Raw genomic sequence first — 19,092 nt, 5'->3', positions numbered from 1 at the left:
GGCCCGGCGCCCCGGGTGGAACCCAGGCGCCGGGCCTTTTCTCCGGTGCTCAGACGAGCTCCGGCTCCTTCTCCCCCACGGGACCCACGGGCGTCTCCGACGCCTCGGCCCCCTCCAGGTGCTGCACCGCCCGCTTCGGCAGCGCGAACATCAGCAGGAAGATCACGCCCATCACCGCGGCCACCCACCACAGCGCGTGCTGGAAGGCGTTCACGAAGGCCGGGCCCACGTCGACGGGCCGCAGATCGTCGGCGATCGTGCCGAAGAAAACCACCGAGACCAGGCCGAGCCCGAGCGCGTTGCCCATCTGCTGCACGGTGTTGATCAGCCCGGACGCCGAGCCGGCGTGCTCGCGCGGGACGCCCGAGAGCACCATGTCGGTCAGCGGGGCGAAGATCAGGCCCATGCCGACGCCCATCACGACCAGGGGCAGGGCCATCTGCCAGGGGGCGATGGACATGCCGTAGCGGTCGGCCTCCCAGAGATAGAGCAGCACACCCGCCGCCATCGTGAGCGCGCCCGCCTGGAGCACCTTGCGGCCGAAGCGCGGAACCAGCTTCTGCACGGACAGACCGGCCGCCACGGAGACCGCGATCGAGAAGGGGACGCCGGTCAGACCCGCCTTCAGCGGACGCCAGCCCAGACCGGTCTGCATGTAGAGCGTCCACACCAGGAAGAAGATGCCGAGCCCGATCCCGAACACGGTCTGCACCGCGATGCCCGCCGCGAAGCTCTTCACCTTGAACAGCGACAGCTCGACCAGCGGGGAGCCGTCCCGCGCGCTCTTGCGCCGCTCGTACGCCACCAGCGCCCCGAAGACGACGAGCGCGCCGCCCATCGACAGATGCCCCCACAGCGGCCAGTCCAGCTCACGGCCGCGGGTCAGCGGGTAGAGCAGCATGAGCAGGCCCAAGGTCACCAGGGCGACGCCCACCAGGTCCAGCTTCAGCGCGCGCGGCGCCCTGGACTCGGTGATGTAGCGGCTGCCGAGGATCAGGCCCGCGATGCCGACCGGCAGGTTGATGAGGAAGATCGGGCGCCACTCCAGACCGAACAGGTTCCACTCCGTCAGCAGCGCGCCGAGCAGCGGTCCGGACACGGCGCCCAGGCCCACGATCGCGCCGAAGAGCCCGAACACCTTGCCGCGCTCGTGCGCCGGGAACGTCGCGTGCACGATCGACAGCACCTGCGGCACCATCAGCGCCGCCATGCCGCCCTGCAGGATCCGCGCGGCGACCAGCATCTCCGGGTTCGCGGCGAAGCCGCACAGCGCGGAGGCGACGGTGAAGCCGCCGATGCCGACGAGGAACAGCCGCTTGCGGCCGTGGATGTCGCCGAGCCGTCCGCCGGTGATGAGACCGGCGGCGAAGGCGAGCGCGTAACCTGCGGTGATCCACTGGATCTGGCTGACGGACGCGCCCGCCTCGGCCTGGATGGACGGAATCGCGATGTTGACGATCGTGACGTCGACGAGGTCCATGAAGGCCGCGGTCATCACGATCGCGAGGGCGAACCAGCGACGGCGGTCGGGCTGGGACATCTGGCTTGTCCGGCTGTCCACAAGGGGTTCGGTGGAGGTCATGTCTCGAAGCTACGGCCGCAATAGGTCAGATCGTGTCCTAGTTCTACGGCATCCTCGAACTCATGACGACGGACACCCCGGCACGGCTCCTCCAGCTCCTCTCCCTCCTCCAGACCCCGCGGGAATGGCCGGGCGGCGAGCTCTCCGACCGCCTCGGCGTCTCCCGCCGTACCGTGCGGCGCGACATCGACCGGCTCCGCGAGCTGGGCTATCCCGTGCAGGCGACGAAAGGGGCCGACGGCGGCTATCGGCTGGTCGCGGGGAAGGCGATGCCGCCCCTCGTACTCGACGACGAGGAGGCGGTGGCGATCGCGGTGGGGCTGCGGGCCGGGGCCGGGCACGCGCTGGAGGGGGTCGACGAGGCGTCGGTGCGGGCCCTGGCGAAGCTGGAGCAGGTGCTGCCGTCCCGGCTGCGCCACCGGGTGTCGACCCTCCAGGCCGCGACCACACCGCTGACCAGCGGGGACGGGGCGAGCATCGCGCCGGAGACGCTGACCGTGATGGCCTCCACGGTGGCCGGTCACGAGCGGCTGCGGTTCGCCTACCGGGCGAAGGACGGGGTCGACTCGCGGCGCGTGGTCGAGCCGTATCGGCTGGTGTCGACGGGGCGGCGGTGGTACCTCGTCGCCTACGACCTCGATCGCGCCGACTGGCGGACCTTCCGCGTCGACCGGGTGAGCGAGCCGTTCGCGACCGGGGCGCGGTTCGCTCCGCGGGAGTTGCCGACGGGAAGTGCGGCGGAGTATCTGCGCCAGTCGATGTACCGGTGGCAGGAGACGTACGCGATCGACGTGACCTTCGAGGCGCCGGCCTCCCACATCGCGGCGCGGCTGCCGAAGTGGTTCGGGGAGCCGGAGGAGCTGGGGGAAGGGCGGTGCCGGCTGCGGACGACCGTGGGCGACGCCGTGGAGTGGATGGCGGTACGGCTGGCGATGGTGGACTGCGAGTTCACGGTGCGGGAGCCCGAGGAACTCGTGCGGTGCGTAAGGGACTTGGGCGGGCGGCTGAGCCGGGCGGCGGGCGGGTGACGCGCGGCCGGGCCGAACCGCACCCCGGGGGCGGACGGCGCCGCGGCATGCTGGACGGCGGGCTTCCCCGTACCTGAACTCCGGGGATGCCCGCCGGATGGCAGATTGTGTCACATGGGCATAGCTTGCCGGTGTGAGCGGGCCCACGCGGCCGCCGGTCCCAGGGTGGGCCGCCGCCCCGAAAAGGGGTAGAGCCGGACCCCGGCACCCGGGGGGAGAGCGCCGAAGTCCGGCTCGCGGAGAGTCCCGGCGCCGGGGGGAGTGCGTCGGGACTTGGTCATGGGCCCGGACTGTCGCCCGGGACCGAACTCATGGGCCCTGAAGTCTTTTTCCCAGGGTCCTGCCTGTTGAAGCGGCCTGACACCGCCGTGTTTGCGCCTTTCACGACCCGGCGCACGCGGGCACACGACCCTTGTGGCGAGCCGTGTCCCAGCCCTTACGCCGCCGCGTCGAACCCGGTGTCGCGGGCGAGCTTCTTCAGCTCCAGCAGCGCGTGCTTCTCGATCTGCCGGATGCGCTCGCGCGTCAGTCCGTGCTCCTTGCCGACCTCGGTCAGCGTGCGCTCCCGGCCGTCCTCGATGCCGTAGCGCATCTTGATGATGGAGGCCGTGCGCTGGTCGAGGCGGCCGATCAGGTCGTCCAGCTCCTCGCTGCGCAGCAGCGTCAGCACCGACTGCTCCGGGGAGACCGCGGAGGTGTCCTCGAGCAGGTCGCCGAACTGGGTGTCGCCGTCGTCGTCCACCGCCATGTTCAGCGAGACCGGGTCGCGGGCCCAGTCCAGGACGTCGACCACGCGGTCGGCGTTGGAGCCGAGCTCGGCGGCGATCTCCGCGGGCTCCGGGTCGCGGCCGTGCTCGCGGTTGAACTCGCGCTGCACACGGCGGATCCGGCCCAGCTCCTCGACCAGGTGGACGGGGAGGCGGATGGTGCGGGACTGGTCGGCTATCGAGCGGGTGATGGCCTGCCGGATCCACCAGGTCGCGTAGGTCGAGAACTTGAAGCCCTTGCGGTAGTCGAACTTCTCGACCGCGCGCACCAGACCGGCGTTGCCCTCCTGGATCAGGTCGAGCAGCGGCAGACCGGCGCGGGGGTAGCGGCGCGCGACAGCGACGACCAGACGGAGGTTCGAGCGGATGAAGACGTCCTTGGCCCGCTCGGACTCGTCGACCAGCGCCTCGAGCTCCTCGCGGGTGGCGTCCGCCTTGGACTCCTCGAATCCGTCGAGAAGCTGCCGGGCGAACACACCCGCCTCGATGATCTGTGACAGCTCGACCTCCTTGGCGGCGTCGAGCAGCGGTGTACGCGCGATCTCGTCGAGGTACATGCCGACCAGGTCGCGATCGGCGATCTCGCCGCCATGGGCGCGAACACTGCGTGCCGCGTCGGTCCCGCCAGTGGCGGACTTACGACGGGCGACGGCACGGGTTGCCATGCGTGCTCCCTTGCGATGGTGGGCTGGCGGGTGGTCCTGTCGGAGCCTGGCACCGTCCTGGCACTGTCCTCGGGTGCCCTGCTTCCGATGGAAACAACGACTGGAATCAGGACAGAATTCCCGACCCGCTCCCCTATTTTTCTGATCATGCAGTACCCTGTCCGGCCACACGGGGAGGTCAGTGGATGACAGAGCGTACAGAGGTGCAGGTCAGGCCGGGAGTCGAGGGTGACCTCAGGGCCCTCACCGACATCTACAACCACTACGTACGTGAGACGCCGATCACCTTCGACACGACCGTCTTCACCCCGGAGGAGCGCCGCCCCTGGCTGCTCTCCCACCCTGAAGACGGTCCGTACCTCCTAAAAGTTGCCGCGGACGCGGACTCACAGGAAATTCTGGGCTACGCCACATCCAGCCCGTTCCGCGCGAAGCCCGCCTACGCGACCTCGGTCGAGGTGACGGTCTACCTCGCCCCGCACGCGGGCGGCCGCGGCATCGGCACGCTCCTCTACAAGGCCCTGTTCGAGGCGCTGGCCGCCGAGGACGTCCATCGCGCCTATGCCGGTATCGCCCAGCCCAACGAGGCCTCGCGGCGGCTGCACGAGCGCTTCGGCTTCCGGCACGTCGGAACGTACAACGAGGTCGGGAGGAAGTTCGGCCGCTACTGGGACGTGGCCTGGTACGAGAAGGAGCTGTGAGCCGGTCTCAGCCGAACTGCACCGACCGCTTCGCCAGCCCCAGCCAGAACCCGTCGATCACCGACTTCTGGTCCCCCAGCTCACCGGCCGCGTCGGCGGCCCCCATCGTCACGAACAGGGGTGCGAAGTGCTCGGTGCGCGGGTGGGCGAGGCGGCCGGCCGGGGACTTGTGGAGGAAGTCGAGCAGGGAGTCCACGTCGCCCTGGTCCAGCGCGTGGTGCCCCCAGTCGTCGAACTCCGCCGACCACGCGGGGATGCCGCCCTGGCGCAGCGCGGCCAGATTGTGGGTGAAGAACCCGGAGCCCACGATCAGCACGCCCTCGTCGCGCAGCGGGGCGAGCTTGCGCCCGATCTCCATGAGCCGGACGGGGTCGAGGGTGGGCATGGAGATCTGCAGGACCGGGATGTCGGCCTCGGGGAACATCTCGACGAGCGGGACGTAGGCGCCGTGGTCGAGGCCGCGGTCCGGGATGTCCTGCACGGGGACGCCCGGGGCGCGCAGCAGCTTGCGGACGGACTCGGCGAGTTGCGGGGCGCCGGGAGCGGCGTACTTCACCTTGTAGTAGTGCTCGGGGAAGCCCCAGAAGTCGTAGACGAGCGGGACCGTCTCCACCGCGCCCAGCGCGAGGGGGGCCTCTTCCCAGTGCGCGGAGACCATGAGGATCGCCTTGGGGCGCGGGAGGTCCGCGGACCAGGCGGCGAGCTGGCCGGGCCAGACCGGGTCGTCGGCGAGGGGTGGGGCGCCGTGGCTGAGGTAGAGCGCGGGCATGCGTTCCTGGGTGGCGGCGGACATGGCGGCGGTTCCCTCCGGACGGTGTTGCTTGAAATCTAAAACGTCTTATGAAAAAAAGTGTACGTCGAACTTGTTTAACATTCAAGGAGAGCTCTCGTACGATGGGACACATGAACACGGCATCCCCATCCCCGACCGCTGAAGAGCCACGCTGGCTGACCGCCGAGGAGCAGCTCGTCTGGCGCTCCTACGTCCATGCGACCACTCTTCTCGAAGACCACATGGACCGCCAGCTCCAGCGTGACGCGGGCATGCCGCACATCTACTACGGCCTTCTCGTCAAGCTCGCCGAGTCCCCGGAGCAGCGGCTGCGCATGACCGAGCTGGCCATGCACGCCAAGATCACCCGCTCCCGGCTCTCGCACGCCGTCGCCCGCCTGGAGAAGAACGGCTGGGTTCGGCGCGAGGACTGCCCCTCCGACAAGCGCGGCCAGTTCGCGGTGCTGACGGAGGAGGGCCGGCAGATGCTCGCGCAGGCCGCGCCGGGCCATGTGGCCGTCGTACGCAACGCCCTGTTCGACCGGCTCACCCCGGAACAGCAGAAGTCCCTCGGCGAGATCATGCAGATCGTCGCCGAGGGACTCCAGCCCAACGAAGCGGGTGCGGACCTGCCCTGGCTCCGCTGAGCCGCTCACTCAGCAGAACCAGGGCAGATCCTGGGGTTCGTACGTACGGAGCGTCCCCGTCCCCGTACGTACGAACGGCCCGAAGGGGTACGACCTCACGGTCGTCGGCGGTGACTCAGTGAGCCACGACCGGTACCGGCAGCTCGCTCTCGGCGCCTTCGCCGGAGCCGGTGACCACGGAGGTGTCGGGCTTGCCGGAGTTGACGAGGACCACCACGATGACCGCGGCGAGGGCCAGCATGCCGACGGCGAACCAGATCGCGTTGGTGTAGCCGTGCACCTGGCCCTGGAGCTGGACCAGCTGCTGCTGCGAGCGGGTGCTCGCGGAGCCGATGTGGTCGCTGATGTAGGAGGTCGTGGCCGACGCGGCGATCGTGTTCAGCAGGGCGGTACCGATCGCGCCGCCCACCTGCTGCGAGGTGTTGACCATCGCGGAGGCGACACCGGCGTCCCGGGGCTCGACGCCCAGGGTGGCCAGGGACATGGCGGGCATGAACGCCGTACCCATGCCGAGACCGAGCAGCAGCATCGCGGGCAGGATGATCGAGGCGTACGACGAGCCGATCTCCAGCTGCGTCATGAAGAGCATGCCGATCGCGGCGACCAGGAAGCCGGGGCCCATCAGCGCGCGGGCCGGCAGGCGGGTCATCAGGCGGGTGCCGATCTGGGTGGAGCCGACCATCATGCCGACGATCATCGGCATGAAGGCGAAGCCGGTCTTGATCGGCGTGTAGCCCTTCACGATCTGCAGGTAGTAGGTCAGGAAGAGGAAGGTGCCGAACATCGCGATGATCGCGATACCGAGCGAGAGGTAGACACCACCGCGGTTGCGGTCGGTGACGACACGCAGGGGCAGCAGCGGGGCCTTGACCTTGGCCTCGGTGATGACGAAGGCGATCAGCAGCACCGCGGAGGCGACGAACATGCCCACGGTCGTGGAGTCGCCCCAGCCGTTGGACTCGGCGCGGGTGAAGCCGTAGACCAGCGCGACCAGGCCCAGGGTGGAGAGCAGGACGCCGGGGATGTCGAGCGGGTTGCGGTTGCGGCCGCCCTCGGGCTCGCGGATGACGAAGTACGCGCCGAGCGCGGCGACGATCGCGAACGGGATGTTGACGAAGAACGTCCAGCGCCAGTTCATGTACTCGGTCAGCACACCGCCGAGGATGAAGCCCACGGCGCCACCGCCACCGGCGATCGCACCGTAGATGCCGAACGCCTTGGCACGCTCCTTGGCGTCCGTGAACATCACGGCGAGCAGGGAGAGCGCGGCGGGCGCGAGCAGGGCACCGAAGACGCCCTGGAGGGCGCGGGCGCCGAACATCATCGCCTCGTTGGTGGCGGCACCGCCGAGCGCGGAGGCCGCGGCGAAACCGATCAGACCGACGACGAAGGCGTTCTTGCGGCCCCACAGGTCGGCGATCCGGCCGCCGAACAGGAGCAGACCGCCGAAGGCGAGCGCGTAGGCCGTGACGACCCACTGCCGGTTGCCGTCGGAGATGCCCAGGTCGGTCTGGGCGGAGGGCAGGGCGATGTTCACGATGGTCGCGTCGAGGACGACCATCAGCTGGGCGAGCGCGATGAAGACGAGCGCTTTCCAGCGGTTGGGGTCGCCGGTGACGGCGGCCGAGCCGGGAGCCTTGGAGGCTGTTTCAGACATGGGGTTACCCACTTCGGGACTTCGTGACGGAAAAAAGGAGTGGCAAGGGGACGGTCCGTCGTCGGTGACGGCCGGTGAACGTCGGTCTTCTTGACTGCTGTGAAGCTCTGAACTAATCGGTCAGGCCTGGCGCAGGTCCTCCATGGTCGTGGCCGTGCCCGGCAGGACGGATCGGGCCGGGGCCCGCAGCCCGTCGAGGAACAGCTGCAGATGGCGGTGGACGAAGCGGTCGGCGTTGAGGCAGGCGGTACCGGACGGGGGCCGGCTGAGCTGGGCCACGGCGATCATGAGGTCGCCGGACTCCACGTCGGTGCGGAGCTGCCCGACCGCCTTGGCGCGGTCCATGAGCTCCACGATCAGCTCCTCGCACCGCAGTCGCGCGGCCTCCAGGTCCGGGTGGTTCTGGTCGAAGGTGCTCTGGACCATCGGGCACAGCGCGCTGACCCGCTCGTCGGCGGAGGTGTGCACGAAGCGTTCCAGAGCCTCGAAGGCGTCCCCGGTCTCGGCGAGCGCGAGCTCGGCCGCCTCCGTCGTCCGGTCCATGACGGAGCAGACGACCTCGCGGACGAGTGCGTCGCGATCGGGGAAGTTGCGGTACACCGTGGCGTTTCCGACACCGGCGCGGCGGGCGATCTCGTCGAGCGGCACATCGGGGCCGAACTCGGTGAACATCTCCTGGGCGGCGGTGACGATGCGCTCCCGGTTGCGCAGGGCGTCGGCGCGGGGCCGGGTCACCTTCTTCTGCACAGTGGTCGCGGTCACGGTGTGCTCCTCGGGCAGGTGGTTGGCGATCCGGGGAAGCTCTCCCCGTTTCGCGCGGACACAGGTCTAAACGGGGAGACGCTCCCCGGTTATTTCAGGTTGAGGGAGAGTTTTCATGTGACCTGAGTCACAAGCTCCGATCCGAGAAACCCACGTTCGGTCTCCTCCAGCGCGCGCCCCCGCATCCCTTCGACACAGGGTGATCGAAAGGGTGCAGCCCGTGGACCTGCGGCTGCCGTGGACGGAGAGGGCCGTGCATGCAGCAGACCAGCCGTCGGATACGTCCGCGCCGCCTGGCCGCCCTCGTGTCCGTGACCGCGCTGACGCTCGTGGTGTGCACCTCGGCCGGCACCGGACACCTCAGAGCGCTGCCCACGCCGGCCGGAGCCGGACCGATCGCGCTGGCCCGCAGCTCCGCCCACGGCCCGTGCATGATCCGCGGCGGCACCGCGGTCCAGATGTCGGAGGGCGTCCCCACCCCCGGCGGCTACTCCCGCTCCACCGGCACCGTCCGCGCCCTCACCCTGATGATCGACTTCTCGGACGCGCCCGGCCGCGGCAGGGCGCTGGACCGCTTCGACGAGTTCTTCCCGCAGACCCAGGACTGGTTCCGCACCAGCTCCTACGGCCGCCTCGACTACCGCGCCGAGACACCCGTCCCCGGGTGGCTGCGCATGCCGAAGTCCTTCGCGTCCTACGGCATAGAGCGTGGCGCCCCCTTCGACCCCGGCTACCGGGACCTGGTCCAGGACATCGTGGCCGCCGCCGACCCGAAGGTGGACTTCCGGTCGTACGACTTCCTGAACGTGCTCGTCACCCCGAACGCCGGCCCCTCCGCGCTGGACACGGTCCTGTCGGTGACCTTCGCCGGCAACCCGGACGCCCCGGTCGCCGACGGCGTCCCGGTCGCCAACGCGTCCTTCGTCTACTCCCGCCAGGACGACGGCTCCGGCTCCTACGCGCAGACCGGCTACCGCGTCCTGCCCCACGAGAACGGCCATGTCTTCGGCCTGCCCGACCTCTACACGGCGAACGGCGGGGGCGCGGTCGGCCACTGGGACATCATGAGCGAGGACTGGGGCGCCAACAACGACCTCCTCGGCTGGCACAAGTGGAAGCTGGGCTGGCTGGACGCCTCCCAGGTCAGCTGTGTGACGGCGCCGGGCACGACCGAGTACACGCTGACCCCGCTGGCCCGCGAGGGCGGCGCCAAGCTGCTCTTCGTCCCGGTCAGCGGCCGCACCGGATACGCCGTCGAGCTGCGCACCCGCGAGGGCAACGACGAGGCCGTGTGCCGGCCCGGCCTGCTGATCTACAGGGTCGACGCGGACGTGGACACCGGCATGGGACCGGTGACGGTCTACGACTCCGAGCGCGACTCCGGCGGCTGCACGCGCAGCCCGAACGTCCACGCGGAGCTCTCCGACGCCCCCTTCGCGCCCGGCGAGGACTTCGAGGACCGCCGCAAGGGCATCCGGATCACGGTGGCGGGGGCGGATCTGGCCGGGGACTACCGGGTGCGGGTGACGCGGCGGTGAGGACGGGCAGGTCGGGATTACGGTAGGCCTCCTGCGACCGCCGTACGGAGAGCCGATGCCCGCGAAGACGACCATGGACGCCCTGACCGGCTCCGCCGCCGTACCCGCGGAGGCGGTCACGCCGCTGATCCGCGGTGTGGCCGTGCTGCGGGAGCTCACCGAGGCGGGCGGCACCCTGAGCCCGAGCGCGCTGGAACGCGCCACGGGCCTCGCCCGCTCCACGGTCGACCGCATCACCTCGACGCTGGCCCGCATGGGATACGTCCGCCTGGACGGCCGTGACGTGCTCCTGGCCCCCCGCCTGATGGAACTCGGCAACGCCTATCTGGCCGCCCTGCGCCTGCCGGCGCTGCTGTCCGGACGGGCGGACGCGCTCGCCGACGAGCTGGACGAGTCCGTGTCGCTGGCGGTCGCCGACCGCGACGGCATCCGCTTCATCCACCAGGCCACCCGTCGCCGCGCGATGTCCCTGAGCTTCCGCATCGGCGACCTGCTTCCGGCCGAACGCACCGCGCCCGGCGCCCTGTTCGCGGCGGAGTGGGACGAGCCGGAGTGGCAGGCCTGGCGCGCCCGCCGGGCGGCGGACCCACGGGACCAGGGCTTCCCGGCCGTACCCCCGCGCGAACACGGCGGCCCGGAAGGGGAGTTCGAGCGACGGGCGCTCGCCACGCAGTCCACGGGCTGGGCCCTGGACGACCAGTTGATCGAACCGGGTCTGGTGGCGGTCGCGGTCCCCGTACGGGATCCCCGTACCGGACGGATCGCGTGCGCGGCGAGCGTGGTGAGCCACACCAGCCGGCACACCGCGGCGGGCCTGCGCGACACCCTGCTGCCGCGGCTGCGGACGGCGGTGGCGGACATGGAGCGGGAGCTGCGGGAGACGGAGCCCGCCGTGACCGGGACCCCGTCGGGGCTGGCGATCTGGACCGGCGCGTCCAAGCAGGAACTCGGCAGGGAGTTCATCGAGTCCCTGGCCCGAGGTCTGACGGTCCTGACCGCCTTCGGCGAGGGCCGGGCCTCCCTGACCCTGACGGAGGTGGCGAAGGCGACGGGCCTGGCGCGGGCGACGGCACGCAGGGCCCTGATCACCTACGAGCACCTGGGCCTGGTGACGGCGACCCCGCACCGCACGTTCACGCTGACGCCCCGGGTGCTGTCGCTCGGCTTCCCGCCCCTGTCCCGCACGTCCCTGCCGGAGATCGCGACACCTCATCTGGTGGGGCTGACGTCCCGGATCCACGAGTCGGCGTCGCTGGCGGTGCTGACACCTTCCGGCAAGGAGATCCAGTACACGGCGAGGGTGGCGACGAACCGCGTGATGAGCGTGAACCTCACCGTCGGCACACGGCTCCCGGCGTACGCGACCTCCATGGGCCGCGTGCTCCTCGCCGACCTTCCCGCGGCGGAACGCACACTCGGCGAGCTGCGCCCCCTGACGTCCCGCACCCTGACGGACCCCAGGGCGCTCGCACGTGTCCTCACCGACGTACGGACCCAGGGCCACGCCCTCGTCGACGAGGAACTGGAGGAGGGCCTGCGCTCGATCGCGGTTCCCGTGCGGGACCGTACGGGCCGGGTGGTGGCGGCCCTGAACACGGCGATGCACACAACCCGGCGTACGCCCGCCGAGTGCGTGACGGACCTGCTGCCCGAACTGCGGGCGACGGCGACGGCAATCGAGCGGGACTTCCACACGGCGGGCAGGTTCACGCGGGTGCCCACGGCGTGAGGTCCCGCACGGCCGAGTCGGGCTCTTGGGCCCGCCCCCGACCCGCTGATCGCCGCCCCGCCACCCGCTACACTGGCCGCGGTGCCACAGGCCTCCCGGTCCGCACCATGCCTTCGTAGCTCAGGGGATAGAGCACGGCTCTCCTAAAGCCGGTGTCGCAGGTTCGAATCCTGCCGAGGGCACCACGCGTTACATCACCTCTCTGGGGGCTGTCCCCCAGGGAGGCGCTTTATCCGGCCTCGGACTTCTCGTCCGGGGCCGTTTGCACGAGCGGACGAATCGGCAGGACACGAACTTCTCGGGAGCCTGCCTTCCGCAGCCCGCGGCTGAGAGCTGTCGCTTCGGAAACGGCAGGTTGGCGGAGCAGGAGCAGCGCCGCGTCGTCGTGCAGTCGGCCGCCCACATGCGCCAGCAGTTCGTCATGGAGCGCGGTGAGGGTGGCGGCCGGGTCGGCGGACAAGTGGCGGGCCAGCCCTTCGGCGAGCGGGTAGAACTCACGGCCGTGGTTGCGGGCCTCGGTGACCCCATCGGTGTAGAGCAACAGTTGATCCCCGTCGGCGAAGGGCAGCACCTGGAGGCTGGGGGTCTCGTTCGTGAGGGCGCGCAGCCCGAGGGGCGGGGCCGGGTGAGCGGGCTCCACCGCCAGGACGGCGCCGGATTCACGCACCAGCAGCGGAGGCGCGTGTCCACAGTTGACCACCTCCAGGTGGCCTGCCTGCGGGTACCCGGCGACCACGGCGGTGACGAAGTCGTCGCTGCCGAGGTTGCGCGCCAGGCTCCGCTCGATCCTGTCGACGACGGCGAGGAGATCGGGCTCGTCATAGGCGGCCTCACGGAAGACACCGAGTACGAGTGCGGCGGTCCCCACCGCCGGCAGCCCCTTGCCGCGCACATCGCCGACGATCAGCCTGACCCCGTACGGGGTGGGCACCAGCGCGTAGAGATCCCCGCCGATACGGGCCTCCGCCGCCGCGGCGCTGTAGCGGACGGCCACCTGGAACGGGCCGACAGTCGCCGGTACGGGCTTGAGGAGCGCGTGCTGGGCGGCCTCCGCGACCGAGCGGACGGCCGCGAGCACCCGTTCACGACGCCCGCGCAGCGCGCTGGCGAGGCCACTTGCCAGCGTGACGGCCGCCAGGGCGGACAGCACAGCCGTCAGTTCTTGTCCCGGAACACCGTCCCGGGTTCCGAACGTCGCGCCCAGCACCGCGGCGAGAAGACCGACGCAGAGGACTCCGCGCGGCCCGCTGGTGGTGGCGGCCAGCGCGGGCCCGGCCGCGAGCAGTGGCAGCCAGATCGTCCCTGCTCCGCACGCGACATCGATGAGCACGACGACGGAGACGATCAGCACGGGCAGTACGGGCGTACCGGCGGCCAACTGTACGACGGCACGCTTCCGGGCCGCCGACCCGGCACGGGCCGCTGGGTTCCTGGACGGCCGTATCGGCCAGTGGTCGCCACCACGGTCTCGGGCGTGACTCATGCTTCGTCCGTAGTCCTCACCTGCGCGCGGGGCGCACTCCCGAAATGTCTCTTTCATTCAGGAAAGAGGTTCGGCCCGGGCGCCACAAGGAGAGGATTTTCAGATAGTGAGCGAGAGGCCCCTGGTCACGCGACTCGCCGTCGGGACCAGCCGCTCCAGAATCTCCTCGAGTCGGGAGAGCCGGTCCGCCCGCAGGGAGACGCCGAGCGAGCCGAGCGTGTCCCCGCTGTAGACGGGCACGGCGACACAGACCGTACCGAGGGCATACTCCTCCAGGTCCGTGACAGCCGGGGCCACGGGGGAGGAGTCGAGTCGCCGGAGCAGCTCCGGACGGCTGGTGATGGTCCGTGGTGTGAGGTCGGCGAGGTGGTGCCGGGAGAGGTAGTCCTTGCGGGCCTCGTCGTCCAGTTCCCGCAGCACGGACTTGCCCAGCGCGGTGGCGTGCCCCGCGTCCTCGAATCCCACCCAGAGGTCGACACGGGGCGCCTGAGGGCCGTCGACGATCTCGGCGACCCGGATCTCGCCCTCCTCGTAGAAGGTGAGGTAGGCGGCGGTCGCGAGCTCGTCCCGCAGAGCGGCGAGCGTGGGACGGACACGGCTGAGCAGCGCCTGCCCGCGGCCCGTGGTGTGCAGCGTCTGCAGCTTGTCGCCCAGGACGAACCCGCCGTCGTCCAGCTTCCGTACGTATCCGTCGTGGACCAGCGTCCGCAGCAGGTGATACGCGGTGGCCAGAGGCAGTCCCGTCTCACGTGCCAGTTGCTTCGCCGGCGCGCCGTTCTCGTGCGCGCTCACCGCCTCCAGCAGCCGGAGGGCCCGCCGCACGGAAGTGATGAGCGTAGGGCCACCATCGTGAACACCCATACGACCAGCGTGCGCCGAGCACACGACACAGGCAAGGCGCACGCCCCCTTCGCGACTCGGGCCCCGGACCGCTCATGGTCCGGGGCCTTTCGCATCGGGGTCGCGCCGCTACTTGAGCTCGTCGGCGGTGAAGTACTCGTCCGAGATCAGCACGTCGTAGTTGGACTTGTCGACGCTCGTGGGCTGCAGGAGGACGGCGGGTACGGGCTTGACGCCGTTCTTGTAGGTCACGGAGTCGTCGATCGAGACCACGCGGTCGTTGAGTATCTCGTCGACCATGTTCGCGGCGGCGTCGGCGAGCCGGCGGACGTCCTTGTAGACGGTCTGCGACTGCCCGCCCGCGATGATCGACTTCACCGAGGCCAGTTCGGCGTCCTGGCCGGTGACGACGGGGAGGGGCTTGGCGCCGGTGCCGTAGCCGTCCAGGTTCAGCGCGGCCAGGACGCCCCTGGAGATGCCGTCGTAGGGCGACAGGATCGCGTCGACCTTCTTGGCGCCGTAGGACCCGTTGAGGATGTCGGTCATGCGCTTCTGCGCGGTGGGCCCGTCCCAGCGCAGGGTGGTGATCTTGTCGAGCTCGGTCTGGCCGGACGGGACGATCAGCTGCTTGCTGTCCAGGAACGGCTGGAGGAGCGCCATCGAACCGTCGAAGAAGTACTTGGTGTTGTTGTCGTCGGGGGAACCGGCGAACAGCTCGATGTTGAAGGGGCCCTCGCCGTCCTCCAGGCCGAGCTTCTCGATGATGAAGTGGGCCTGCATCCGGCCGACCATCTCGTTGTCGAAGGAGACGTAGTAGTCGACGTCCTTGGTGCCGAGGATGAGCCGGTCATAGGCGATCACCGGAATCTCCGCGGCGGCCGCCTTCTTCAGCACTCCGTTCAGCGACGTGTTGTCGATGGCCGCGATGACCAGTGCGTCGACGCCCTGCTGGATCAGTTTCTCGAGCTGCGAGACCTGGGCCTTCGGGTCGTCGTCGCCGTAGACCAGCCTGGTCTTGTACTCCATGGCCTTCAGACCCTGGACGAGGGTCTTGCCGTCGGTCAGCCAGCGCTCGGAGGCGCGGGTCGGCATGGCGATGCCGACGGTGCCGCCCACGGAGCCGCCCCCGGACGAGCCCGCGGAGCTGCCCTCGCTCTCCTTGCCGCAGGCGGACAAGGGGAAGGCGAGTAAGGCGGCTCCGGCGAGGACGGCTCTTCGATTGAGCATCGTGATCGTTCCTTGTTCTTCTCGTCGTTGAGGAGATGGCGAGTGATCAGCCGGCGGACCTCACTCAAGCCGTTCGAAATGTCGTCGCATGATCGGAATATTGGCGAGGACAGTAAGGGGAGGTGCACGTGGTGTCAACGGTGCGAACAGGAACGGTCACAGAAAGGTGCGATCGGAGGGGATTGTGAGGGGATCAGGAGCCCCGACGGCGACCCCGCCATGCACAGGAGTCATCAAAGCGTCGTCACTCCGATATGGACGACTGCCCCGCGCGGCGCCGCGCGGGCGCATACTAGGCACAATGACAAAGCCATCTGCACCGAAGCGTCACTTGCCCACCAGCCCCTTCAAGGCCCCGGTGGCACCACCGCCCAAGGAGTTCGCGGTGGGCGACCAGGTCACCCACGACATGTACGGCCTCGGCCGCGTGATCGGCATCGAGGACGGAATCGCGGCGTTCGTCGATTTCGGCTCCGTCCGACAGCGGATCCTGAGCCCGTACACCAAGATGAGCAAGCTGTAGGACCGCGGTGCCCCATCAGGGCACCGCGGCTCTCTTCATGGCTCCGCACCGAACGGAACATCTCTCATCGACGTGAACTCGCTGTTCTCCGCCCCGGAAGGGACGCCCAGCTCCGCCGCCGCGGCATCGCCGCCCCCGGCGAACAACCCCTTCCAAGCCCCGGACTTCGGGGACGACGAAACCTTCCCGATCGAGGACGTACAGACCTCCTCTTGATCGGAAAATCTCCGAAACATTCGTAAAGTCGAAGCCCTGCCTTGATCTTGCCCAGGCAGGCATGGTCGTTCAGTCTCGGCGCGACCCCTCAAACAGGGGCGCTGAGCAGGCAAGACACTCACACGAGCTTTCCTCTCGTCGCTCGAACGTTTCGAAACAATTACCGAAACCATTGACAGTTGTCAGGGTCACTCCAAAGCTGTCGATGACCGAGCTACTCGACGAGAGGAAGCAGGCACATGAACGACGCACCCGCACCCATGAGCCGCAGGACGTTCGTCAGCGGTGTCGGCACCACCGCGCTGGCGGTCGCGGCCGGAGTGGCCCTGCCGGGGACCGCTCACGCGGACACGGTGATCACGTCGAACCAGACCGGAACGGACAACGGGTACTACTACTCGTTCTGGACCGACGCACCGGGGACCGTCTCCATGACCCTGAGCTCCGGCGGGAACTACCGCACCTCATGGAGGAACACCGGAAACTTCGTCGCGGGCAAGGGATGGAGCAACGGCAGTCGCAGGACCGTCAGCTACTCGGGGTCCTTCAACCCGTCCGGCAACGCCTACCTGTGCCTCTACGGCTGGACGTCGAACCCGCTCGTCGAGTACTACATCGTCGACAGCTGGGGGACCTACCGGCCGACGGGGACGTACAAGGGCAACGTCACCAGTGACGGCGGGACGTACGACATCTACCAGACCACCCGGTACAACGCCCCGTCCGTCGAAGGCACCCGCACCTTCAACCAGTACTGGAGCGTCCGGCAGTCCAGGCGGACGGGTGGCTCCATCACCACCGGGAACCACTTCGACGCGTGGGCCCGCGCGGGGATGACCCTCGGCAGCTTCCGCTACTACATGATCATGGCCACCGAGGGCTACCAGAGCAGCGGCAACTCCAGCATCACGGTGGCCTGATGAGGACCCGGACGCACCTACCGTTACTGGCCGCCGCCGCCCTGGCCGCCGCCGGCACCCTCACCGTCCCCACCGCCGCCTCCGCACAGCCCGCCGCCTGCACCGGATACGTCGGACTCACCTTCGACGACGGCCCGGGCAGCGGCACCACCGCCCTGCTCAACTCCCTGACGCAGAACGGCCTCAGGGCCACCATGTTCAACCAGGGCCAGTACGCCGCCGCCAACCCGTCCCTGGTCAGGGCACAGGTCAACGCGCGGATGTGGGTCGCCAACCACAGCTACACGCACCCGCACCTGACCCAGCAGAGCCAGGCCACGGTCGACTCGGAGATCTCCCGCACCCAGCAGGCGATCGCGAACGCGGGCGGTGGCACACCGAAGCTGTTCCGGCCGCCGTACGGCGAGACCAACGCGACGGTGAAGGCCGTGGCGGCCAGATACGGGCTGACCGAGATCATCTGGAACGTCGACTCGCAGGACTGGAACAACGCCAGTACCGACGCGATCGTCGCGGCGGCCGGCCGGCTCACCAACGGCCAGGTCATCCTCATGCACGACTGGCCCGCCAACACCCGCGCGGCGATCCCGCGCATCGCCCAGACGCTGGCCGCCAAGGGGCTGTGCTCCGGGATGATCTCCCCCACGACCGGCCGCGCCGTGGCCCCGGGCTAGCAGCCGACCGGACGACACCCGACCGCCGTACGCGGGAATGTCGTATCCTCATCGCACCTGCCGTGCCCGTGACCTGGGGGGTTCCAGGGTCAGCGGCCGGCTCGAAGCAAATGGGGATCCATGCGTGCAGCAGTCATGGGCGCCGCTCTCGGCGGCGCCCTCCTCCTTGCCGGCTCCGTGCTCACCGCCCCGGTCGCGTCCGCGGCCGAGACGGGAGTGGTGATCGAGAAGGTGTCGGTGAACGGTGGCAAGTCCATCGTCTTCGGTACGTCCCGTACGGAGTCGTTCACGATCGCGGTGACCGTCTCCGACGACTCCGGCATCAGCAAGGACCTCGCGTTCCTGGCGATCGACCGCGAGAAGGGGGACGACTACTGGTCGTTCCACGGCAAGCCCACGTGCACCGCCGTCAGCGCCACGACGTCGAACTGCAAGCTCGGCGTCCAGCTGGAGAAGGACATCGACCTGCCCCGCAACACCCTCGCGGGACCCTGGGACGTGTACGTCCAGTTCCAGGCCAAGGACGGTGACTACTACGGGGGCGTCTACCAGACCCACCCCGTGAAGCGGCGTTCCACGCTCGGTGTCGACGCCTCGCCCGAGCCCGTCACCAAGGGCCGGACCATCACGGTCACGGGCAAGCTGGCCCGCGCCAACTGGGACAAGTACGTGTACGCCGGCTACACCTCGCAGCCGGTCAAGCTGCAGTTCCGGCCGAAGAACAGTGCCACGTACACCACGGTCAAGACCGTGACGAGCGACGGCACCGGCAAGCTGAGGACGACCGTCAAGGCCGCCCAGGACGGCTACTGGCGCTGGAGCTTCGGCGGCACCGCGACGACCGCCGCGGTCAAGGCCACCGGCGACTTCGTCGACGTGCGCTGACCGTATCCCGCGCGGCCGAGGGCCGGTTCGCAGGTCGAGGCCTGCGAACCGGCCCTCGGCCGTGTCCGGGTCAGCAGCCCATCGACCACACATGCGCGTCGCCGCGGTCGTTGGCCGTGGCGTTGTAGCCCACCTCGTCGCCGGGGCGCAGACAGATCGTCATGGCGCCGCCGGTGGAGGGGAACTGGATGGCCGACTCGTAGACCTTGACGTGGTCCTTGACGCCGGGCCCGGAGATGCCGTGGTTGGCCCAGGAGGAGTCGGTGTCGGCGATCCAGCTCTCCCACCACTCGTCGTCGCCCGAGGCGTTCATGCGCTGGCCGCCGAAGTTGGCGTCGGTCCAGACGCAGAAGTTGCCGCTGGGGCAGCTTGCCGCCGAGGCCGGGGTGGCGGTGGTCAGGCTCGCCGCGGCGGCGAGCAGGGCGGCCGCCACGAGGGCTGCGGACTGCTTCATGAAAGGTGCCTTTCCTTGCGTT

The 19,092-nt window shown here is 69.6% G+C and carries 18 protein-coding genes and 1 tRNA gene; 10 read left to right on the top strand and 9 right to left on the bottom strand.

Translation table 11 applies throughout. The annotated features are described in order from the left end of the window. Positions 1 to 49 precede the first annotated feature (49 nt). Positions 50 to 1,582 (bottom strand): MFS transporter, encoded by a 1,533-nt coding sequence (locus ACIOHP_RS11730; RefSeq protein ID WP_361538271.1) that lies wholly within the window; start codon positions 1,580 to 1,582, stop codon positions 50 to 52. A gap of 62 nt (positions 1,583 to 1,644) precedes the next feature. Here ACIOHP_RS11730 and ACIOHP_RS11725 point away from each other — a divergent pair, with 62 nt between their 5' ends. Further along, complete coding sequence (locus ACIOHP_RS11725; protein ID WP_361485164.1) at positions 1,645 to 2,610, top strand: YafY family protein; 966 nt, start codon at positions 1,645 to 1,647, stop codon at positions 2,608 to 2,610. 436 nt (positions 2,611 to 3,046) lie between these two features. Here the strand turns inward: ACIOHP_RS11725 and ACIOHP_RS11720 are convergent, their stop codons facing one another. Continuing rightward, entirely contained in the window at positions 3,047 to 4,042 is a 996-nt protein-coding gene (locus ACIOHP_RS11720; RefSeq protein WP_307029480.1) for an RNA polymerase sigma factor RpoD/SigA, read from the bottom strand. 185 nt (positions 4,043 to 4,227) lie between these two features. On the opposite strand from ACIOHP_RS11720, the gene ACIOHP_RS11715 reads away from it, so the two are divergent. Then, the gene (locus tag ACIOHP_RS11715) at positions 4,228 to 4,743 is read left to right on the top strand and encodes an N-acetyltransferase family protein (RefSeq protein ID WP_361538274.1); all 516 of its coding nucleotides are present in this window, start codon (positions 4,228 to 4,230) and stop codon (positions 4,741 to 4,743) included. A gap of 7 nt (positions 4,744 to 4,750) precedes the next feature. On the opposite strand, the gene ACIOHP_RS11710 is transcribed toward ACIOHP_RS11715, so the two are convergent. After that, entirely contained in the window at positions 4,751 to 5,536 is a 786-nt protein-coding gene (locus tag ACIOHP_RS11710; protein ID WP_401886013.1) for a dioxygenase, read from the bottom strand. Positions 5,537 to 5,637: 101 nt separating this feature from the next. Here ACIOHP_RS11710 and ACIOHP_RS11705 point away from each other — a divergent pair, with 101 nt between their 5' ends. Continuing rightward, a complete protein-coding gene (locus ACIOHP_RS11705) occupies positions 5,638 to 6,162 on the top strand; it encodes a MarR family transcriptional regulator (RefSeq protein ID WP_361538278.1) in 525 nt (174 codons plus the stop codon). Positions 6,163 to 6,277: 115 nt separating this feature from the next. On the opposite strand, the gene ACIOHP_RS11700 is transcribed toward ACIOHP_RS11705, so the two are convergent. Beyond that, positions 6,278 to 7,819 carry an MFS transporter gene (locus ACIOHP_RS11700; protein ID WP_361538280.1) on the bottom strand — a complete coding sequence of 514 codons (1,542 nt, stop codon included), beginning with the start codon at positions 7,817 to 7,819 and terminating at the stop codon, positions 6,278 to 6,280. A gap of 120 nt (positions 7,820 to 7,939) precedes the next feature. Continuing rightward, on the bottom strand, positions 7,940 to 8,581 hold the full coding sequence (locus ACIOHP_RS11695) for a TetR/AcrR family transcriptional regulator (protein ID WP_401886009.1): 642 nt from the start codon (positions 8,579 to 8,581) through the stop codon (positions 7,940 to 7,942). A gap of 257 nt (positions 8,582 to 8,838) precedes the next feature. Here ACIOHP_RS11695 and ACIOHP_RS11690 point away from each other — a divergent pair, with 257 nt between their 5' ends. From ACIOHP_RS11690 to ACIOHP_RS11680, 3 genes are all read left to right on the top strand, one after another. Then, positions 8,839 to 10,119, top strand: coding sequence for a M6 family metalloprotease domain-containing protein (locus ACIOHP_RS11690; RefSeq protein WP_401886005.1), 1,281 nt, complete (start codon positions 8,839 to 8,841; stop codon positions 10,117 to 10,119). A gap of 55 nt (positions 10,120 to 10,174) precedes the next feature. Further along, the gene (locus tag ACIOHP_RS11685; protein ID WP_401886003.1) at positions 10,175 to 11,848 is read left to right on the top strand and encodes an IclR family transcriptional regulator C-terminal domain-containing protein; all 1,674 of its coding nucleotides are present in this window, start codon (positions 10,175 to 10,177) and stop codon (positions 11,846 to 11,848) included. Positions 11,849 to 11,957: 109 nt separating this feature from the next. Continuing rightward, positions 11,958 to 12,033, top strand: a tRNA-Arg gene (locus tag ACIOHP_RS11680). Positions 12,034 to 12,077: 44 nt separating this feature from the next. Here ACIOHP_RS11680 and ACIOHP_RS11675 read toward each other — a convergent pair. From ACIOHP_RS11675 to chvE, 3 genes are all read right to left on the bottom strand, one after another. Then, on the bottom strand, positions 12,078 to 13,331 hold the full coding sequence (locus ACIOHP_RS11675) for a PP2C family protein-serine/threonine phosphatase (protein WP_401886001.1): 1,254 nt from the start codon (positions 13,329 to 13,331) through the stop codon (positions 12,078 to 12,080). 99 nt (positions 13,332 to 13,430) lie between these two features. Then, on the bottom strand, positions 13,431 to 14,192 hold the full coding sequence (locus tag ACIOHP_RS11670; RefSeq protein WP_361538290.1) for an IclR family transcriptional regulator: 762 nt from the start codon (positions 14,190 to 14,192) through the stop codon (positions 13,431 to 13,433). A 108-nt stretch (positions 14,193 to 14,300) separates the two neighbouring features. After that, entirely contained in the window at positions 14,301 to 15,398 is a 1,098-nt protein-coding gene (gene chvE / locus ACIOHP_RS11665; protein WP_361538292.1) for a multiple monosaccharide ABC transporter substrate-binding protein, read from the bottom strand. A gap of 301 nt (positions 15,399 to 15,699) precedes the next feature. Between chvE and ACIOHP_RS11660 the strand changes: the two genes are divergently transcribed. The 4 genes from ACIOHP_RS11660 to ACIOHP_RS11645 all read left to right on the top strand — a co-directional run bounded on the left by ACIOHP_RS11660 (position 15,700) and on the right by ACIOHP_RS11645 (position 18,616). Beyond that, positions 15,700 to 15,921, top strand: coding sequence for a hypothetical protein (locus tag ACIOHP_RS11660; RefSeq protein WP_266891077.1), 222 nt, complete (start codon positions 15,700 to 15,702; stop codon positions 15,919 to 15,921). Between the two features lie 455 nt (positions 15,922 to 16,376). Further along, positions 16,377 to 17,057, top strand: a complete 681-nt coding sequence (locus tag ACIOHP_RS11655) for a glycoside hydrolase family 11 protein (RefSeq protein ID WP_361485142.1) — start codon at positions 16,377 to 16,379, stop codon at positions 17,055 to 17,057. Beyond that, positions 17,057 to 17,731 (top strand): polysaccharide deacetylase family protein, encoded by a 675-nt coding sequence (locus ACIOHP_RS11650; RefSeq protein WP_401885996.1) that lies wholly within the window; start codon positions 17,057 to 17,059, stop codon positions 17,729 to 17,731. The genes ACIOHP_RS11655 and ACIOHP_RS11650 overlap by 1 nt, the downstream gene beginning before the upstream one ends. A 120-nt stretch (positions 17,732 to 17,851) precedes the next feature. Continuing rightward, on the top strand, positions 17,852 to 18,616 hold the full coding sequence (locus tag ACIOHP_RS11645; protein WP_401885993.1) for a hypothetical protein: 765 nt from the start codon (positions 17,852 to 17,854) through the stop codon (positions 18,614 to 18,616). A 70-nt stretch (positions 18,617 to 18,686) separates the two neighbouring features. On the opposite strand, the gene ACIOHP_RS11640 is transcribed toward ACIOHP_RS11645, so the two are convergent. Next, positions 18,687 to 19,070, bottom strand: a complete 384-nt coding sequence (locus ACIOHP_RS11640; protein ID WP_351682887.1) for a peptidase inhibitor family I36 protein — start codon at positions 19,068 to 19,070, stop codon at positions 18,687 to 18,689. Positions 19,071 to 19,092 lie beyond the last annotated feature (22 nt).

Origin of the sequence: Streptomyces sp. NPDC087859, from assembly GCF_044742595.1 — a bacterium.
Classification (GTDB): Bacteria; Actinomycetota; Actinomycetes; order Streptomycetales; family Streptomycetaceae; genus Streptomyces; species Streptomyces canus_F.
The sequence above is the reverse complement of the archived record's forward strand: the minus strand, read 5'-3'. Positions and strand labels throughout refer to the sequence as shown.

Bases quoted from the DNA above. Each gene is read 5' to 3' on its own strand.
- ACIOHP_RS11690 (WP_401886005.1), top strand. From the start codon at position 8,839: ATGCAGCAGACCAGCCGTCGGATACGTCCGCGCCGCCTGGCCGCCCTC.
- ACIOHP_RS11705 (WP_361538278.1), top strand. From the start codon at position 5,638: ATGGGACACATGAACACGGCATCCCCATCCCCGACCGCTGAAGAGCCA.
- ACIOHP_RS11725 (WP_361485164.1), top strand. From the start codon at position 1,645: ATGACGACGGACACCCCGGCACGGCTCCTCCAGCTCCTCTCCCTCCTC.
- ACIOHP_RS11645 (WP_401885993.1), top strand. From the start codon at position 17,852: ATGCGTGCAGCAGTCATGGGCGCCGCTCTCGGCGGCGCCCTCCTCCTT.
- ACIOHP_RS11660 (WP_266891077.1), top strand. From the start codon at position 15,700: ATGACAAAGCCATCTGCACCGAAGCGTCACTTGCCCACCAGCCCCTTC.
- ACIOHP_RS11655 (WP_361485142.1), top strand. From the start codon at position 16,377: ATGAACGACGCACCCGCACCCATGAGCCGCAGGACGTTCGTCAGCGGT.
- ACIOHP_RS11685 (WP_401886003.1), top strand. From the start codon at position 10,175: ATGCCCGCGAAGACGACCATGGACGCCCTGACCGGCTCCGCCGCCGTA.
- ACIOHP_RS11730 (WP_361538271.1), bottom strand. From the start codon at position 1,582: ATGACCTCCACCGAACCCCTTGTGGACAGCCGGACAAGCCAGATGTCC.
- ACIOHP_RS11650 (WP_401885996.1), top strand. From the start codon at position 17,057: ATGAGGACCCGGACGCACCTACCGTTACTGGCCGCCGCCGCCCTGGCC.
- ACIOHP_RS11675 (WP_401886001.1), bottom strand. From the start codon at position 13,331: ATGAGTCACGCCCGAGACCGTGGTGGCGACCACTGGCCGATACGGCCG.
- ACIOHP_RS11715 (WP_361538274.1), top strand. From the start codon at position 4,228: ATGACAGAGCGTACAGAGGTGCAGGTCAGGCCGGGAGTCGAGGGTGAC.
- chvE (WP_361538292.1), bottom strand. From the start codon at position 15,398: ATGCTCAATCGAAGAGCCGTCCTCGCCGGAGCCGCCTTACTCGCCTTC.
- ACIOHP_RS11700 (WP_361538280.1), bottom strand. From the start codon at position 7,819: ATGTCTGAAACAGCCTCCAAGGCTCCCGGCTCGGCCGCCGTCACCGGC.
- ACIOHP_RS11720 (WP_307029480.1), bottom strand. From the start codon at position 4,042: ATGGCAACCCGTGCCGTCGCCCGTCGTAAGTCCGCCACTGGCGGGACC.
- ACIOHP_RS11640 (WP_351682887.1), bottom strand. From the start codon at position 19,070: ATGAAGCAGTCCGCAGCCCTCGTGGCGGCCGCCCTGCTCGCCGCCGCG.
- ACIOHP_RS11710 (WP_401886013.1), bottom strand. From the start codon at position 5,536: ATGTCCGCCGCCACCCAGGAACGCATGCCCGCGCTCTACCTCAGCCAC.
- ACIOHP_RS11670 (WP_361538290.1), bottom strand. From the start codon at position 14,192: ATGGGTGTTCACGATGGTGGCCCTACGCTCATCACTTCCGTGCGGCGG.